The organism is Roseburia rectibacter (assembly GCF_014287515.2).
Lineage (GTDB): Bacteria > Bacillota > Clostridia > Lachnospirales > Lachnospiraceae > Roseburia > Roseburia rectibacter.
In genome coordinates this window covers 1171142-1186417 of record NZ_CP092473.1, presented here as the reverse complement: position 1 = coordinate 1186417, position 15276 = coordinate 1171142, and the positions used below count along the sequence as shown (strand labels likewise).

Below are 15276 nucleotides of genomic sequence, written 5' to 3'. Positions count from 1 at the left end.
ATAATCCCCCTTTAATTTATAATTTGTAATTTTCCTGGAAGAGTTATTTTGGTCCCCGGTATACGGTTATTCTTTTTCTTGAATTGATGCATTAAATTACTTTTTGCTTTTTTCTCTGAATCAGCAAATGTCGTTCCCTGCCATCTATTTACTATACATTTATTAAACTCCATCACGGGTCCGTCATAAGAGTATTTTGTCATATGGTTTCCCTCCATAAAAAATAAAGAGAGAGTACCTTGTTACAGGCACTCCCTCCCCGGAATTTAATCCTCATTTTCTTCGTTGTCCAAATCAAAATTTTCTTTGAAATCATCTTCGACGACTGCATCGGCATCAACTACTACCTCAGATTTTCGACTCTGTTTCCACTGTTTTACTTTAGTCATTACTGGCTTAGCTACAAATTTGCCGACTAAACCGCCTGCAACAATAACTAACCCAACAATAGCCGCCGTTTTTAAACCGTTGCCAGATTCCTCTCTTTCCATAAGTTCTCCAGTTGTTGTTTCCATTACCTCGTTCTCTACATTGTTTTCGTTCATTTCTTTTTCCTCCTTTGAAAAATAGGTTTATTATTCCATAATAGACTGTGTAAAAACTGCGTATTACATGAGCTTCGTAAAATCGTATCTCGGTGACACCTGGTAATCCAGCATTAAACACGGTTCATCATTATCCGCTACGGTGGCACGAAACTCTACTTCAATTTGTCCATCTGTTAGGATATTCCATCCAATTTCGTCGCTGGTTGATGTATGTGACAGTCCGATTTCATCATAAAATTCACTCAATGATATATACTCTTCCATGCCGGTTGTAAGTCGGTAATTCAAATCGTTTACAACTTTTCGTACCGTCTGCACATCAGATCTGAAATATCGCATGGATACCGGCTCAAGAAATAACACTTGTCCTCCGCCTGTAACCATAACAGTTGCTGATTTCATTGGGTTTTCATCTACTTTTTTTTGCGCAACATGCTCTCTGATTACTTGCTCTTTTTTTTCGCCGATTGTTTCTACCACTTTTTCCCGATAGTCACGTAATGCAGTTTCTGATAAGCTGTATGCCGTAGCCAATGCAGCATTACGTCTGATATTTACAGAACTGGCTCCTATTAAACACGCCATAGATAGTGTTCCAGTAATAGCCGCTGGAATATAAGGTTTCCACGCTACTTTTATAGCATCAATAGGTTTGAGGCGGTCTATTATCGGAATCGCTTCTTTATGCTGTGCAAGTGCTTCTTCGTGCAAAATACGATTCTGCTCTTTTTTCTCATTTTCTATGAGAAGTAATGCTTTTGGCGTAGCTTTAACAGCTAACACTGTTGTACTTACCATACCGGCAATCCCGATTCCGGTTAAAATTTCTGGACTGTGCTTGATAGTAGCTTTCTTCAAATCATTGTACACTTTAGACACATTAGGTTTATGCATTTTTATTGTATTCCTCCATAAATATAAAACAGGGCACAAGATCCTGTGATTTTATCTAAACAACCAAAATTCCGGACGAACCCCACAAGAGCCCGAAGCTACATAGTAGCCCTCATTGCCACTGTGGTACACAACAGCGAAACAAGCCGAAAGAAACTCCTCTTTTGTAGCATTTCTAAGCCAACCCCATTCAATTTCGTTATCGTAATACGCTACCCGATTACGTCTCTGTTTCATAAGTGGGAGCTGCTTATCGCCGTCAGCCTCAATATGCTCTCTGTCCCATTCATCATCCCATCCACAGATTTCTCCAAGTGTCGGGATAGATAATTCAGAAATACGGTCTCTAATGACTGCCGGAAACATCTTGAATAAATCTTTTTCGATCCATTTTCTCAAATCAGATTTTTCGTAACCGCCTTCATTGCTGCTATTCTCATTCATGGGACGTTTGGTAACGTAGTCGTCAAATATAAACAATACCTTGCCGTCCGTAACCTTCTGAGCAGTCGCTGTGAAAGTTCCAAGGTCGCCCAGTGGAATGATAATCTGATCTCCAACTTTAAAATATTCTGGAAGAACTGAGCAACATGTTCCCGTAAATGCAGCTTTAAGATTTCGAATAGCTTCAATTGCTGGGAATAATGCATCTACATCAAAACAGCAATATTCTTCTGCTGCTTTCTTTGTGCTGGCTTCGCTTGTAATAGCAATATACTTCCTATACATTCTTTCTACCGTAGGGATATCTACTCCCTTTCCTGTTAAATCGATAATCTCTTCTCCTAATGTTGTTTCTCTTACACACATAATGCGAATCTCCTTTCAAAATATAAAATTTGTTTTAGTAACTATGAAATAAGCAGGTCAATAACCCATTCCGCCATATCTTTTGCACAAGAAAATTGATGACTTGTGAATTGATTAAGGCATGAATACTTATCCATTTGATCTCGAAATTCTTCAATAATAATCAATGGCGGTGTATCTTGATTCTCTTCAAGGCGAGTTAGTATTTCTTTTATCGCCCATCGTGAATAGCTTTCCTTCTTTAAACTATACTCTCGCCAATTGGATGTTTTTCTCAGCAATTGTTCAAGACAATACTGAGCAGTGTAAACGGCACGTTCATTTGCGGACGTCATATTTTCCTCCAAAAAGAAAAACAAAAGAGTCCGTATTAGGACTCCTCTGTTTCTTTGTTTTTCTGGACAAGTGCTTCATTGATCTTTTCTTCAATTTTCTCATCCATTTTCTGTTCGTCTAACCAATCGGATACCAGGTTTACCCCCACTCCGATTATGGTTACTGCGAATCCAACTAACTTGATCATTTTTGATTTCTGTTTCATGATGTCACTCTCCTTTCATAATATAACTTGTGATTGTTGCGATGCTGATTAATAATCATCCTCATCCCACAGTCTTGGTGGATATTCAATATCAATTACATAAACCTCAAGACCATCATTTAATACTGTTTTATGATGATTGAAATCAATCCAACTAATTCCATCCTCATAGAACCAGCCCAACGCTTCTCCACCCGGTATTTTATCAATGCCAAGAAAATCGTATAGATCGTTTACGCAAATTTCTCTTCCGAGTGCCCAATTTCGATTCAGATGATATTCGGCTTCAAGCACCTGTGGAATTGTACTTTCAAAATATCGTCCGGAAAATGAATCATAAAACAACCTCACATCTTCCGGATTTCGTTCGCTGAATGACAGACTATCAGAACCACAAATTCCTGAAGAAGAAATATAAACATCGTCTGCTCTTTCAGCCGCAATGGCATCGATGATTTTTTGATGTCCTTCTTCTCCGAATATCTCTTTTGTTTTTCTTTCATAGTCCTGATAAGCATTACTTAGTAATGCATAAGCACTTGTAATGGTTGCCTGCTGATGTTTATTTAATATGTTAGCCCCAAATATACAAGCGATAGTTGACATCCCGACAAGTGATGTTGGAATATAACACAACCATGCTGATTGAAATGCTTCCGTTTTTGTATATGCATCTGGATCTCCATCATGATTAATACAACTATCGGCTCGAATTTTTCTCACTGCCTTTGGCGTGGCCTGTATTGCCAATACCGATGTAGCAACGACTCCAATAGCACCGAGACATGTTAAAATGGTTGGAGATCCGTGCTTTAATCGGATTTTTGATTGAGTAATAATTTTGTTCCATTTGGGTGTCATATTTTTCTCCTTTCTTACTGCACCATTTATTTCATAGCAAGTAATACATCCAACACATTTGTTGCTATATCTTTCGCTATTGAAAACATCTGCTCTGTCAGAGGATTAAGTTTTGAAAATCCATCCATTTCTTTTTGAAACTCTTTTACATAATTAATTATTTCATCTGTTGTTCGAACAGTTCCTGGCGGATCTAAATAAAATCCAACATAATTTCCGAGTTCCTGAATAGCCCATACCGAATAGCTTGCTTTTGTAAAATCCTTTATGTAAAAAGATGATTTTGGAAAATATAAATCCATTTCATACAGATCACAAAGCATCAGCTTAAATTCTTCACTGGACACTTTCTACACCTCCTTCTAACCTGAAAAAAAATAAAAGAGAATTGTAAGGGACTCGAACCCTTGACCTTTGGATATAACTATCCAGTGCTCTACCATCTGAGCTAACTCTTCTCTCATAATAGTCCTTGCAAATTTTGCGCAAAAAGAAAGAGCCCTTGCTAGGACTCCTTCTATATCAGTTGTTGTTATCACCTCTTATCAGAAGTACCACCCCTAATAAAATAAGGGCACATCCAATTAAAGTCATAGCTTCCACCTCCTTCATAAAGAGAAATGTAATTTTTGCGCAAAAAGAAAGAGCCCTTGCTAGGACTCCTCCTCGTTTGTTGATTTTTTCAATTTATTCTCAATATAGGTTTTACAGTTCTTAAATCCACCTGTGCCAAGAATATAACCGATACCATAACATATTATCAATGCAAGTGTGTAACCTTTCCAATGTTTGGCTACCCATTTCACCGATAATTTATTAAGTTCCCATAATTCTTTCCATGATTGTCTCATATCCGTATCCTCCTTAAATAAATTTTTCTTTCATAAAGAGGAATGTAAAATGTGCGGAGCAAAAGAAAAAGGCGTTGTTCACGCCTCATTTCTTACGTTTCTTTGCCAGGTGCTTGACTATAAATACAATAATCATCACACACACAATTACATCACCAAATACAAGTATAAATGCCACTCCGCCGACTGCTACAGCGATAATAGCACTTATTGCTAATAGTAATAATACAATTGTTAATGTTATAAAAAGTATCATAAAATCACTCTCCTTTCATAAAGACCTATGTAATTTTTGCGAACTATATCTCTTTCCTGTCGAACACAGTTTCCCAACGCTCCCTTTTTATTGGTTTCATTTTAAGTGCCCACATAATCTGTCTCACTGTTACAGTTGGGTATAACCCATTTATAGATTCGCCAGCACGTTTATCAAAATACTCTTTAAATTGTGGATGCAAATATATTGTATCTATAATCCAAGCATCTATCTCTGACCAACTTGTACTTTTACTATTTTTGTTAAAACGCTGTTGTATAACAGCCAATCCCTTGTTTCCAATTTCAAAAAGCGTACATCGATTATAAACTGGATGGTTACAAATATATGTTCGTCCGTACATTGATGTATATATGTTTGGTTTTTTATAATGATATCGCATATGTATTTCCCTCGAAAAAAAAGAGTCCTAGATTTCTCTAAGACTCTTCATTCTTGTTTTTAATCGTCTTCTAATTCTCCGCAAACCTCATCGTAAGTTTCTCCCTCTGGGTTATCTTCATCCCAGCCGTCATTTTCATCTGAATATAAATTTTCATATTTTTCGTCGCCTTCGCAACCATATTCATCTAAGCCAATATTATGACCGCAGGAACATACCAATGTATCTTCCCATTCATCCTCAAATTCCATTACTCTTCCGCATTTAGAACAAATATATTTACCGCTCCTCATTGCTTCTATTTGTTTCTCATTAAAAATACTCATAGCCATACAGTCTCCTTTCTATTGTGAGCCAGTTTACAACTATTACGAGAAATAAAGCTTTATTCTCTGTTTCATAAAAGAATATGCAAATAAAGCGATTATATCTTTATGCAGTTATAATTAACTTGTTTTTGCGCTCCCTAAGAAATTTTATTGTCTGATCCATATCGCACTCAGTCATACTATCATATCCGCTATTATCTAAAGCACCTTTTTCTATGGAATGCATTAATAATTTTCCATTTTTAATCGTATAAATATCTTCTTCTTCAAAATTTTCCTCTTTATGATAAGTTCTATCTGTAAATCCATCATTGTTAGCTAATACTTTTTTTACATTTTCCTTTGTAAAACGAATCATAGTATATACCTCCCTTGCATAACAAACATTACTGTGACACTTAGAATTATACATTACAAAATACAAAAAGAAAAGGAGATGTTCTCAATTTCTTAAACATCTCCAAATACCCCCTAATACGTAACACAAATGTTTCTATATGTATTTTCAGCATCCTCGTATACGGATATTGTAATTGGTTCTCCCGGTCCATCTTTAAATTCGAACTTGAACTCTCTATTCAACTTTCCATATGGACCACGCTTCGGTTCACTCATACTTTGAAACTTTTCTGTTTCATCATTTGTATAATTTGTCTGAATTGCGACCATACACAAATCTGAGCATTCCGACTCAAAGAATATCATCCGGAATGACCATACATCTTCCTCTGCTGGAACACATATCATCATTTCATGTGTTGTGTTTGGTATCTCGATAAATATTTTATTCATTATCAAATTCCTCCTTTTCTCGTAATATAGTGTGTTGTTTTAGCGAAATATAAAATGCAAAAGCAAGAGAATATGCTTTTTGCACGTTCTCCTGCTTTAAGTTTTTTCTACTTTTTCGTAGGTCTAAAATGTTTAATCAACCCTTTGAATGTTGATGATGATAATGCGCCTGTTTCCTCAAACTTAAATCCTTTATTCATCCAAAGTCCATAAAACATCAACGGTATTATTAATTCTGCTGCCGCTACACCAACTCTAAAATATCGATCTTTAACCTGCTCCGCTATCTGTGTCTGCTTAAGTTCATTATCACGATCATTAGCTTCTTTTTCCATTTCTAATCGATCGTATTTGTCTCCAGCTTCCCAGTCGCTTTTGCTTTCCTCGATTCTCAGTCGATACAATGTTGCAAGATTATCAATAGCTACCGTCTGTTCCTGACTTCCGGTCTTTAATCCAGATAAAGCCTGAAATTCATTTGCTATCTCCTCATCTAACATGTCTTTGATTTTCTCTTCCATTTTTATCTCCTTTCAGAAAAAATATAAAAATACTCCATAACAGTAAATGTTAATCCTGCGAAACATAATTTTTAATATGTACTTCCAATGTTACCCGCTTACTCTGTAGAATTGATATACTTAGCGGCTCATTCAATTCTAAAAAGAGATACGGTGTATCAGTCGAATTGTCAACATTAATAGTTCCTACACATTTAGGTTTAAATATGAGTTTTGATAAAACCAGACCTATGACAACCCCAGCTAATAATGCAATAAGTACCAATACCATCTCAGCATCCTCCTTTCAAATGTTTTCCTGATTTTCCCACCTGGCAATTTTTCAGATACAAAAATATCATGATTTCTGGTAACCTCAGTCCGGTTTTCTAATCTAGGATAAAAAAAAGAAAGAGTCATTGCTGACTCAATCTATATTACTTTGTTTTTGCATATTTGTTAGCATAAAACTCTCTACTGAAACTGCCACCACATTTGATATTGCCATCTTGATCATATACATCGTAACCAACAAAATCTTTGTCTTCACTTTCCTTGATCTTAATTTCTAAATTCTCGCCAGGAAATTCGTCTTCGACAAACCTTTCTGCCAGTTGTTCATCTGTCAATTTGACTCCACCATTACGGTTTCCACATACAGATAATACTGCTACCAATATAAGCATAATAATAAATACAGATTTTTTCATAGTTTCTCTCTCCTTTAAATTAAACTTATTTTTATAGTTTCTTTCATAAAGAGCGATGTAAATTTCGCGAAGCAAAAGAAAGAGTCCTTGTAGGGACCCTATCCTTCGATTGCTATTTCTTGAAGTTGCTTCTTTACAAGCATCCAATTGATTAGGTTAATATTGAAAATCTCAATATCCGTCAATCCGTATCCGGTTCCACGTACAATAAATCCTGTACATTTACCTCTTACGATTCTTTCAAGTTCTCCTAAGTTTCCTCGATTAACCCCGTAAATTGTTTTACTCACAATAAATTCCTCCTTAAAATATTTATTTTCCATAAGAGGACTTGCAAAAAAGGCGCAAAAAGAAAGAGCCCTTGTTAGGACTCGTTTCTCAATTCATTTATTTTAGTGGTGAATAATTCAATTTCTTGAATAGTCAACCCATGTGGCTCTTGAAAAGTTTGACCGTACCAATCCTTGATTCTTGAAATTGTTTGCGAAAATATCATGCAATACTCCTCGTCATCATCCCATTCAATAATGACTTCTTTATCCGATTGCTTGTTTTCATACACAATATAACCGCAGGATAAATCTGATACGCGAATCTTATAGCCAAGAGCTTCTATTTCTTTATCATTTTTACTCATAAAATATCACCATCCTTTCATAAAGGGAGTTGTATGTTTTGCGAGATAAAAAGAAAGAGCCATTGCTGGCTCAGTCCTCATTTCTATAACTTCTGTAACTTACTCGTCTCCTTTCAGACTTGCTAGATTCTTCGATATCGCCAAACGCTGCCAAAAAACTCCACACAACAGTTAATACTCCCGTTTCAAAAGCTAATGCCACCGCTAACACAAATACCATAACATTCTTAAATTTCTGCATACTTATCTCCTTTCAAACAGTTGTTATAGTTTCCATAAAAGCGATTGTAAAACGTGCGATTCATTTACGTTCCCTATTTAATAACCAAAAGAATCGTCTGTACAATTCGTAGTAAGTATCCTTGCAACATGGAACCCCTAATCTAGCTTTCAAAACATCATAGGACCATCCCTCGGTAACAGCTTTTAGAATATATGGAGCAAGCTGCTGATCTGTTTGCTCAGCCACCCTCTCAATCATGTCCGTTCGTTCTGAATAATATGCCCGTGCTATCCCGACTTTTGCGGTTGGATCGCCCAGGGTGCTAGTGACAATGAACATAGCCCAATCTGATGGCTTACCACTAATTCCACTCAGTGAAGAATATGCCTTTCTCCAAATGGGATACTGTAAACAAAAATGCTTCAACTCATAGTAACGATGTTTTTCAATCCAATAAGGATTTTTCTCGGATAATTCCGGTCTGATTGTAGTTGCCATAATTTATTTCCTCCTTGTAAAATCTATTCTAGGTTAGAAATAATCAATAGTAAAAACAACCTCGGTGGAATAACTGCAAAAAGAAAGAGCCATTGCTGGCTCAATCTTTATAAACCGTAATCTGTACTAATATTTTTATAAATGAGATTATAAATTTTCTGATCTCCATCTAAACATTGTCATTTCACAAGGATAGTCCTCAAAACCTATCGTATCACAGGTTATGAATCCTTCCACAACGCCATCTATAATTTCAGCTTCATATTGCTTGTATGGATAAATATAATCCGGAAGATTTCTATGTATGCAACCACACATAGGGCATTTTAATCTTTGAACTGGAACATGTATTGTTATGTGCCCTTTCGTTCTTACAATTCTTGAAACAGTGTCATAATATTTCAATGGGGCACCACAAGTTTCGCATACTATTTTCATACATAATCATCTCCTAACTCCAAAATCAATTATACATGAAAATAGTTGATAAACGTGCTGGTAATATATTCCAATTTCAATAACTTATAAACGAAAAAAAGAGCACCGTAGTGGTATCCCACCGCGGCACTCTAAGTATTCATTCAAAGCACTGTATTTAGTATATAATTAGTAAAACTGGTTTTGGGCTTATTTCAGATGCCCATTTAGCCTTATTTTATGCGGATTTTGAAAATATAATGGGCATCATAGTCTATGATCGCTATCATTTTTATTCCTCACTAAGTCCTGCATCATCCAGTATCCGGTAAATCTCTTTTGAATATGCAGTCCGGTCTTTCATGCCATACACTTCAAGTGCTCTTTGGGCATCGATCTTAAATGCTTCCAATGCCTCCTCTGCTTTTGCCTGTATGTCTGAAATCTCTCTGTCACATCCAAGTTCTTTGGCATCACTGCTGTATTCATCACATCTTCCGATCGTACTGATCAGCGAATCTAACGCCATATCATAAATTTTCTGATTCATCAGATTCTGATATGCTCTGTACTGCCCTGCCGTGTATGCAAGAATACGGTATTTTCTGTATGTATCCTGATCTTTCTCCTTTACCTCAAGACCAGATACATCCTGAAATGCCTGCTCATAATTGCCCTTTGCATATGCATCTTCCGCATTTGAAAAACTGCTGGAATAACCCACTAAATTAGTTGCTAATACTACAAGAACAAGGAATGAAAATACCATCACAAAGATCAGAATTACCGGTACCTTCGGGAGTGGAGGTGTCAGATCCGGCTCCTTTGGTGGCTTCGGTTTCTTTTCTTTCTTTGGCTTTTTCGGTTTTTTCTCTTTCTTTGGCTTCTTCTCTTTTTTCTTTTTTTCTTTTTTCTTCTTTTTATCTTCTTCCGGATCTGATTTTTCTTCTTCCTTCGGCGCGTCCGATATACCTGGAATATCTCCAAGTTCCTGTAATATCTGCATATTCGGATCTGACAGATCAATGTCGCCTGCATTTTCTTCTGTTATCACTTCTTTTCCGGACGATGCAGGATCACCTTCCTCATCCTCATCATCTTCCCCAAAAAGAATACGTGATAATTTTTTCAGGAAACTTTCTTTTTTCGGCTTGTCTTCCCTGTCATTTGGCATGACATCTGACATGCTGTCCGAAGTATTTTCACTTTCTCCTGCTCCATCATCTCCAAATATATCCGCTTCACCAAGATCTCCAAAATCGTCTAGTCCATCACTGGCTGCATCCTCCATGCCTAAAGCATCACTTTCGCCTTTGTCTGTGTGATCCGTCATCTGTGCACCTTCTGTCACGTCAGCGCTTTCCTCCGATATATCATCCGATATTCCAAAATCTCCAAGTCCGTCTAGATCACCCAGTCCGCCTAGATTCTCCGGTGCTTTCGTATTCTCCTGCTGCCCGCTTTCTTCTTTTTCATCCGTCTGCGGTTCTGATGTCTGTGCAGGTTCTTCCTTTTTCATGATATCATCAATTCCCGGAATATCTCCAAGCGTATCCATCATGAAATCATCTTCTTTATTATTCTGACCTGTTCCATCTACAATCTGATCTAAACTGTTAAAGAAATCATCTTTTGTTTCCGCTTCTGGTGCAGACTTCTCATTTGCCAATTCCTTTTCAAATTGTTCTAAAAAATTATCTTCCGCCTCTTTGGAAAGTAAATCATTTTCCATCTCATTCATAATATCATCCTCTGTCCGCATCGTTTTACTCCCGGTTTCTTTCTCTGCATCCATATCTTTTTCTGATAAGGAATTTAACAGTCCATCCAGATAATCCTCTGTCCCGCTCATCCGACACCTCCGTCAAGCCTATAACTTAATTTGGGGATGTGACAATATATCACATCCCCTTCTTCGCTTCAACCTAATCAATGCTTTTATCAATTAAATTATCAATAGCCTCTACAAGATTGCCGATTTCAGGTTTTGTCAACTGGGCATCTGCCCCTAACTGTTTACCTTTGATTCTCATTTCTTCATTAACTAAAGATGAGAAAATAATAAGCGGTATCTTCTTCATATTATCGTTCGTCTTAACAAGTTTGGTCAGTCTGTGTCCATCCATCATCGGCATCTCGATATCAGTGATAATACAATGAACCTTATCACGTACATTACCCGCCTTTTCAAATTCGGTCAGCTTATCCCATGCCTCCTGGCCATTCATTGTCACGATCAGATTGGTGTATCCTGCCTTCTTCAGACAGTCTGTGATCAGACGGCTAAGAAGCGGCGAATCCTCAGCGATCAGGATCGGTGAATCACAGCGCTCACGGCTTGCCATATTATCAACATCTGATACCTTAAGACCTGTCTCCGGACTGATATCAGATACGATTTTCTCAAAGTCAAGGATGATGATCAGCTTGTCATCCATCTTGATCACTCCTGTGGATGCACTGTTATCCTCTGTATTGATCGTCGAATCCGGCTTGATAATAGACTCCCATGATACACGGTGAATGCCAATTACAGCATCTACATGAAACGCAATATTTAATTTGTTGAAGTTTGTGATGATAAAAAGTCCCTTGCCATCTCCACTCTCTGCCATCCCCAGACATCTTTTCAGATTAACAACGGTAATCATTGTATCACGCGGCATGAAAATACCTTCCACACTTGGATGAGAATTTGGTACCGGTGTTACCGGCGATACGTCAATATCTCTCTGATCTTTGCAACATTGATTCCATAATGATTATTTCCTAATGTAAATTCCAGGACTTCCAGCTCATTCGTTCCTGACTCTAAAAGTATATTTGTATCCATTCCTGTCTCTCCTCCCGCGTATCATTTGCTACGCAATTCATTGCTTTTGCCATTGCATAAATATTAATGTCATTATAACACATTACTAATATCATTACAAAGTAATTTGATAATTTGTTCCACTGATATTTACATACAGATCCAGACTTTCAATATTTGTCACACTGTCCGGTACCTGAAACAGCAACACGGTATTTTCTGTCGCACCAGCCGGAATTGTTTCCTGATACAATGCAAAATCAGATGGAAGTATGGTATTTTCCTCATCTGCTTTTTCCTGACCATTGACCATGACAGAAAACTCCGGTGTCTTTGCAAAATTGTCGATCGCTATTTCATCTGTTCCGGAATTTGTAATATCAATACTGACAATAACAAATACTTTTCCTTTCTCTGCATCCAGCGAATAGTATCCGCCTTCCATATAATCCGCCGCAATCTCGGCTCCGGCATATGCTATGGTCAGGTTTTCTTCGCCAAACAGTTCATCAAGAGTGGAAGACTCTGCTGCAGCCTGCTCTGTTCCATCTTCTGCAATCTGTTCACCTGCAGACGCATTACCGGATGCATCCAGTGTAATTCTGTTCTCTGTTTCTGTCTCCTGTGGTTCATCCGTAGATTCCGTCTCCTGCTCATCATGACTCACATTTGCAAGACCTTCCGGCTGGCTCGTATTAAACTTCGCCACAGCGTGTGCCGAATAATCCACAATCACGCCTTCTTCATCTTCTGTTAAACTGTATGGCTGTTCTCCACATCCACCAAGCAGCAATGCTGTTACTGCTGCCACTGCCGTTAATCTCATTCCTGTTCTTTTCATGGTATTCCTCTCATGATATCTGTAAATAATAGAATATACTCTATCCATATGTTAGCATTTTTGGTATCATTTATCAACTGAAAAAATTTCCATTATTTGTCTCTAATTCAAACCAGAATTCTACTCCGTCTTCGTGATTGATCACACCACACTTCTGATGGAATGAATCCATGATCGCCTGAACAATAGAAAGACCTATACCGCTGCCGCCGTATTCTCTGGTTCTTGCTTTATCCACCTTATAAAATTTGATCCAGATATTATCCACATCTTCTTCCGGTATCGGCTTTCCGGTGTTGAAAACACTGACGCGGACTTTATCATTTTTCTTTACACAGCGGATATCAATTCTTTTTTCACCCTCTGCATGATGAATCGCATTGCTTAAATAGTTGGTCACTACTTCTTCCACCTTAAATTCATCCGCCCAGGCAAATAACGGTTCCTGCTGCGAAAAGTTTAATGTGATCTCATTCTGATTTAAAAGGATCGCAGACGCATTGATCACTCCCTGTATCAGTTCCGTCAGATCAAACCTTTCCATGGTAATGACCTCATTACCAAATTCAAGCTGGTTTAAAGTCAGCAGTTTTTTGACCATTTTATTCATCTTGTCTGCTTCGTCCATGATGACTTCACAATAAAAGTCCCTGCTCTCCGCATCATCATTAATACATTCTTTCAGTCCTTCTGCGTATCCCTGTATCAGTGCAAGCGGTGTTTTTAACTCGTGTGAAACATTTGATAAAAATTCTTTCCGCATTTCATCGATCTGTGTTTTTTTATCGATATCGATCTGTAATTGATTGTTTGCACTCTTTAGTTCAGAAATCGTGTGCTCTAACGTAGTTGACATGACATTCATGTATTCGCCAAGCTCGTCCACTTCATTGTGATATCTGCTCCCAGGCTGATATTTTGCTTCAAAATCAAGTTCCGTCATCCGCTTCGATATATCCGTCAGACGTAAAAGCGGCGTTGTTATGCCTCTCGAAACGAAAACAATGACGACCGCACTGATGATCGCAGCAATGACACCTACCCATGCTAAAAATGTATTAGAGAGACTGACACTCTCACGGATACTCTCAAGTGCTGTCCGCATCAGGATCAGATTCCCATTGGAAAGTGTCCCGTAAAGCACCAGATACTCTGAATCCAATCTGGCATCTGTCTGTTTCTGGATAATATAATTGTCAGACTGCATCAATACCGTCACTTCATTCTGCTTCTCCCCAAAAATAATGTTCATAAATTCCAACATCATTTTCTGTGTATCATTCACGGACGACCGTACAATGGTCCGGTCAGAGCTTATGATCATGACAGTGATATTTCCATTTGCACAGAGATTATCAAATGTCACATCAAAAGAGCTGTCATCTAGTGATCCGTTCTCACTCGCTTCATTGATCGTCTCAAATCCGGACAGCAGTGTATTTTGTTTATTGACCACATAATACGGCTCCAAAAAAACGGTATTAATAAACCAGCATAAAAGAAGTGTTCCTGTAACCAGACAGATACTGATCAGTATCAACTGATGTGTCAGTGAACCAAAATATTTTCTTTTCCGATCTTTCATCAATTTTTTCATCATTTATCACTGCCGTTTTCTTCTGCTTCAAATTTGTACCCCATACCCCAGATGGTTTTGATATAGTCACCTTTTTCTCCGATCTTGGCACGCAGTTTTTTAACGTGTGTATCGATGGTTCTTGCATCTCCAAAGTAATCGTAATTCCAGACATGATTGAGAATTTTCTCTCTGGAGAGTGCAATGCCCTCATTTTCCATAAAATAAGTAAGCAGTTCAAATTCCTTGAAACTCAGTTCAATCTGTTTTCCATCCACTGTGACCGTATGTGCTGTCTGATCGATCACGATTCCTCCGATGGAAAGAAGTTTTCCCTCCTCAGGTGCTTTTCCACTTCTTCTTAAGATCGCACCGACACGTGCGACAAGAATCTTCGGAGAAAACGGTTTCGAGATATATTCATCAACACCAAGTTCAAATCCGGTGAGCTCGTCCTCTTCATCACCCTTTGCTGTCAGCATGATGATCGGCACTTTTGACGTTTCCCTGATTTCCCTGCATACGTCCCAGCCATTCATTTTTGGCATCATCACATCCAATATGATCAGTGCAATATTTTTTTCCTGATAAAAAATATCCAGTGCTGCCTCACCGTCTCCTGCCTCTAATACCTCATAATCTTCCCTGACTAAAAAGTCACGGACCAGCTTTCTCATTCTGCTCTCATCATCCACAACCAATATCTTTATCTTTTCCATACTTAATGCTCCATTCCTGCCATTTTTCACATTACAATTTAACAGATAATTATGAAAT

At 37.8% G+C, this 15276-nt stretch carries 26 protein-coding genes, 1 tRNA gene and 1 pseudogene; all 28 read right to left on the bottom strand.

What is annotated here, in order from left to right; all coding sequences use genetic code 11:
- Nucleotides 1-11 precede the first annotated feature (11 nt).
- On the bottom strand, nt 12-203 hold the full coding sequence (locus H8S51_RS05670) for a hypothetical protein (protein WP_186899037.1): 192 nt from the start codon (nt 201-203) through the stop codon (nt 12-14).
- Between the two features lie 63 nt (nt 204-266).
- Entirely contained in the window at nt 267-545 is a 279-nt protein-coding gene (locus H8S51_RS05665) for a hypothetical protein (protein ID WP_186899038.1), read from the bottom strand.
- Between the two features lie 63 nt (nt 546-608).
- Nucleotides 609-1442 (bottom strand): DUF6353 family protein, encoded by an 834-nt coding sequence (locus H8S51_RS05660; protein ID WP_186899039.1) that lies wholly within the window; start codon nt 1440-1442, stop codon nt 609-611.
- A gap of 51 nt (nt 1443-1493) precedes the next feature.
- A complete protein-coding gene (locus H8S51_RS05655; RefSeq protein WP_186899040.1) occupies nt 1494-2252 on the bottom strand; it encodes a DUF6273 domain-containing protein in 759 nt (252 codons plus the stop codon).
- Nucleotides 2253-2293: 41 nt separating this feature from the next.
- The gene (locus tag H8S51_RS05650; RefSeq protein ID WP_186899041.1) at nt 2294-2587 is read right to left on the bottom strand and encodes a hypothetical protein; all 294 of its coding nucleotides are present in this window, start codon (nt 2585-2587) and stop codon (nt 2294-2296) included.
- Between the two features lie 35 nt (nt 2588-2622).
- On the bottom strand, nt 2623-2793 hold the full coding sequence (locus tag H8S51_RS05645; protein ID WP_186899042.1) for a hypothetical protein: 171 nt from the start codon (nt 2791-2793) through the stop codon (nt 2623-2625).
- A gap of 48 nt (nt 2794-2841) precedes the next feature.
- On the bottom strand, nt 2842-3654 hold the full coding sequence (locus H8S51_RS05640; RefSeq protein WP_186899043.1) for a DUF6353 family protein: 813 nt from the start codon (nt 3652-3654) through the stop codon (nt 2842-2844).
- Nucleotides 3655-3680: 26 nt separating this feature from the next.
- Nucleotides 3681-4001 carry a hypothetical protein gene (locus H8S51_RS05635; protein ID WP_186899044.1) on the bottom strand — a complete coding sequence of 107 codons (321 nt, stop codon included), beginning with the start codon at nt 3999-4001 and terminating at the stop codon, nt 3681-3683.
- Nucleotides 4002-4035: 34 nt separating this feature from the next.
- Nucleotides 4036-4110 (bottom strand) — tRNA-Asn (locus H8S51_RS05630).
- A 197-nt stretch (nt 4111-4307) separates the two neighbouring features.
- Nucleotides 4308-4505, bottom strand: a complete 198-nt coding sequence (locus H8S51_RS05625; protein WP_186899045.1) for a hypothetical protein — start codon at nt 4503-4505, stop codon at nt 4308-4310.
- 85 nt (nt 4506-4590) lie between these two features.
- Nucleotides 4591-4761: a hypothetical protein gene (locus H8S51_RS05620; protein WP_186899046.1), complete on the bottom strand. Its 171-nt coding sequence runs from the start codon at nt 4759-4761 to the stop codon at nt 4591-4593.
- Between the two features lie 43 nt (nt 4762-4804).
- The gene (locus H8S51_RS05615; RefSeq protein ID WP_330646767.1) at nt 4805-5050 is read right to left on the bottom strand and encodes a hypothetical protein; all 246 of its coding nucleotides are present in this window, start codon (nt 5048-5050) and stop codon (nt 4805-4807) included.
- A 173-nt stretch (nt 5051-5223) separates the two neighbouring features.
- Complete coding sequence (locus H8S51_RS05610; RefSeq protein WP_241070920.1) at nt 5224-5490, bottom strand: DNA-directed RNA polymerase I; 267 nt, start codon at nt 5488-5490, stop codon at nt 5224-5226.
- Between the two features lie 106 nt (nt 5491-5596).
- Complete coding sequence (locus H8S51_RS05605) at nt 5597-5851, bottom strand: hypothetical protein (protein WP_186899048.1); 255 nt, start codon at nt 5849-5851, stop codon at nt 5597-5599.
- Between the two features lie 113 nt (nt 5852-5964).
- Entirely contained in the window at nt 5965-6285 is a 321-nt protein-coding gene (locus tag H8S51_RS05600; protein WP_186899049.1) for a hypothetical protein, read from the bottom strand.
- A gap of 107 nt (nt 6286-6392) precedes the next feature.
- Nucleotides 6393-6806 (bottom strand): hypothetical protein, encoded by a 414-nt coding sequence (locus tag H8S51_RS05595; RefSeq protein WP_186899050.1) that lies wholly within the window; start codon nt 6804-6806, stop codon nt 6393-6395.
- 49 nt (nt 6807-6855) lie between these two features.
- Nucleotides 6856-7077: a beta-lactamase induction signal transducer protein gene (locus H8S51_RS05590; protein WP_186899051.1), complete on the bottom strand. Its 222-nt coding sequence runs from the start codon at nt 7075-7077 to the stop codon at nt 6856-6858.
- Nucleotides 7078-7222: 145 nt separating this feature from the next.
- Nucleotides 7223-7495 (bottom strand): hypothetical protein, encoded by a 273-nt coding sequence (locus H8S51_RS05585; protein ID WP_186899052.1) that lies wholly within the window; start codon nt 7493-7495, stop codon nt 7223-7225.
- 98 nt (nt 7496-7593) lie between these two features.
- Complete coding sequence (locus H8S51_RS05580; RefSeq protein ID WP_186899053.1) at nt 7594-7785, bottom strand: hypothetical protein; 192 nt, start codon at nt 7783-7785, stop codon at nt 7594-7596.
- A gap of 74 nt (nt 7786-7859) precedes the next feature.
- Nucleotides 7860-8132, bottom strand: a complete 273-nt coding sequence (locus H8S51_RS05575; protein WP_186899054.1) for a hypothetical protein — start codon at nt 8130-8132, stop codon at nt 7860-7862.
- A 70-nt stretch (nt 8133-8202) separates the two neighbouring features.
- Nucleotides 8203-8373, bottom strand: a complete 171-nt coding sequence (locus tag H8S51_RS05570) for a hypothetical protein (protein WP_186899055.1) — start codon at nt 8371-8373, stop codon at nt 8203-8205.
- Nucleotides 8374-8433: 60 nt separating this feature from the next.
- Nucleotides 8434-8853 carry a hypothetical protein gene (locus tag H8S51_RS05565; protein WP_186899056.1) on the bottom strand — a complete coding sequence of 140 codons (420 nt, stop codon included), beginning with the start codon at nt 8851-8853 and terminating at the stop codon, nt 8434-8436.
- A 147-nt stretch (nt 8854-9000) separates the two neighbouring features.
- On the bottom strand, nt 9001-9291 hold the full coding sequence (locus H8S51_RS05560) for a DUF6431 domain-containing protein (RefSeq protein WP_186899057.1): 291 nt from the start codon (nt 9289-9291) through the stop codon (nt 9001-9003).
- A gap of 271 nt (nt 9292-9562) precedes the next feature.
- Nucleotides 9563-11122, bottom strand: coding sequence for a hypothetical protein (locus H8S51_RS05555; RefSeq protein ID WP_117919788.1), 1560 nt, complete (start codon nt 11120-11122; stop codon nt 9563-9565).
- Nucleotides 11123-11195: 73 nt separating this feature from the next.
- Nucleotides 11196-12103, bottom strand: a pseudogene (locus tag H8S51_RS05550) (chemotaxis protein).
- A gap of 94 nt (nt 12104-12197) precedes the next feature.
- The gene (locus H8S51_RS05545) at nt 12198-12923 is read right to left on the bottom strand and encodes a DUF4352 domain-containing protein (protein ID WP_186899058.1); all 726 of its coding nucleotides are present in this window, start codon (nt 12921-12923) and stop codon (nt 12198-12200) included.
- Between the two features lie 73 nt (nt 12924-12996).
- The gene (locus H8S51_RS05540) at nt 12997-14520 is read right to left on the bottom strand and encodes a sensor histidine kinase (RefSeq protein WP_408639576.1); all 1524 of its coding nucleotides are present in this window, start codon (nt 14518-14520) and stop codon (nt 12997-12999) included.
- On the bottom strand, nt 14520-15218 hold the full coding sequence (locus tag H8S51_RS05535) for a response regulator transcription factor (RefSeq protein ID WP_117919796.1): 699 nt from the start codon (nt 15216-15218) through the stop codon (nt 14520-14522). Before H8S51_RS05535 ends, H8S51_RS05540 begins: the two co-directional genes overlap by 1 nt.
- Nucleotides 15219-15276 lie beyond the last annotated feature (58 nt).

What these genes read in the sequence shown, in the direction of transcription:
- H8S51_RS05670 (WP_186899037.1), bottom strand. Translation starts at nt 203, where the DNA reads ATGACAAAATACTCTTATGACGGACCCGTGATGGAGTTTAATAAATGT.
- H8S51_RS05665 (WP_186899038.1), bottom strand. Translation starts at nt 545, where the DNA reads ATGAACGAAAACAATGTAGAGAACGAGGTAATGGAAACAACAACTGGA.
- H8S51_RS05660 (WP_186899039.1), bottom strand. Translation starts at nt 1,442, where the DNA reads ATGCATAAACCTAATGTGTCTAAAGTGTACAATGATTTGAAGAAAGCT.
- H8S51_RS05655 (WP_186899040.1), bottom strand. Translation starts at nt 2,252, where the DNA reads ATGTGTGTAAGAGAAACAACATTAGGAGAAGAGATTATCGATTTAACA.
- H8S51_RS05650 (WP_186899041.1), bottom strand. Translation starts at nt 2,587, where the DNA reads ATGACGTCCGCAAATGAACGTGCCGTTTACACTGCTCAGTATTGTCTT.
- H8S51_RS05645 (WP_186899042.1), bottom strand. Translation starts at nt 2,793, where the DNA reads ATGAAACAGAAATCAAAAATGATCAAGTTAGTTGGATTCGCAGTAACC.
- H8S51_RS05640 (WP_186899043.1), bottom strand. Translation starts at nt 3,654, where the DNA reads ATGACACCCAAATGGAACAAAATTATTACTCAATCAAAAATCCGATTA.
- H8S51_RS05625 (WP_186899045.1), bottom strand. Translation starts at nt 4,505, where the DNA reads ATGAGACAATCATGGAAAGAATTATGGGAACTTAATAAATTATCGGTG.
- H8S51_RS05620 (WP_186899046.1), bottom strand. Translation starts at nt 4,761, where the DNA reads ATGATACTTTTTATAACATTAACAATTGTATTATTACTATTAGCAATA.
- H8S51_RS05610 (WP_241070920.1), bottom strand. Translation starts at nt 5,490, where the DNA reads ATGAGTATTTTTAATGAGAAACAAATAGAAGCAATGAGGAGCGGTAAA.
- H8S51_RS05605 (WP_186899048.1), bottom strand. Translation starts at nt 5,851, where the DNA reads ATGATTCGTTTTACAAAGGAAAATGTAAAAAAAGTATTAGCTAACAAT.
- H8S51_RS05600 (WP_186899049.1), bottom strand. Translation starts at nt 6,285, where the DNA reads ATGAATAAAATATTTATCGAGATACCAAACACAACACATGAAATGATG.
- H8S51_RS05595 (WP_186899050.1), bottom strand. Translation starts at nt 6,806, where the DNA reads ATGGAAGAGAAAATCAAAGACATGTTAGATGAGGAGATAGCAAATGAA.
- H8S51_RS05590 (WP_186899051.1), bottom strand. Translation starts at nt 7,077, where the DNA reads ATGGTATTGGTACTTATTGCATTATTAGCTGGGGTTGTCATAGGTCTG.
- H8S51_RS05585 (WP_186899052.1), bottom strand. Translation starts at nt 7,495, where the DNA reads ATGAAAAAATCTGTATTTATTATTATGCTTATATTGGTAGCAGTATTA.
- H8S51_RS05575 (WP_186899054.1), bottom strand. Translation starts at nt 8,132, where the DNA reads ATGAGTAAAAATGATAAAGAAATAGAAGCTCTTGGCTATAAGATTCGC.
- H8S51_RS05570 (WP_186899055.1), bottom strand. Translation starts at nt 8,373, where the DNA reads ATGCAGAAATTTAAGAATGTTATGGTATTTGTGTTAGCGGTGGCATTA.
- H8S51_RS05565 (WP_186899056.1), bottom strand. Translation starts at nt 8,853, where the DNA reads ATGGCAACTACAATCAGACCGGAATTATCCGAGAAAAATCCTTATTGG.
- H8S51_RS05560 (WP_186899057.1), bottom strand. Translation starts at nt 9,291, where the DNA reads ATGAAAATAGTATGCGAAACTTGTGGTGCCCCATTGAAATATTATGAC.
- H8S51_RS05555 (WP_117919788.1), bottom strand. Translation starts at nt 11,122, where the DNA reads ATGAGCGGGACAGAGGATTATCTGGATGGACTGTTAAATTCCTTATCA.
- H8S51_RS05545 (WP_186899058.1), bottom strand. Translation starts at nt 12,923, where the DNA reads ATGAAAAGAACAGGAATGAGATTAACGGCAGTGGCAGCAGTAACAGCA.
- H8S51_RS05540 (WP_408639576.1), bottom strand. Translation starts at nt 14,520, where the DNA reads ATGAAAAAATTGATGAAAGATCGGAAAAGAAAATATTTTGGTTCACTG.
- H8S51_RS05535 (WP_117919796.1), bottom strand. Translation starts at nt 15,218, where the DNA reads ATGGAAAAGATAAAGATATTGGTTGTGGATGATGAGAGCAGAATGAGA.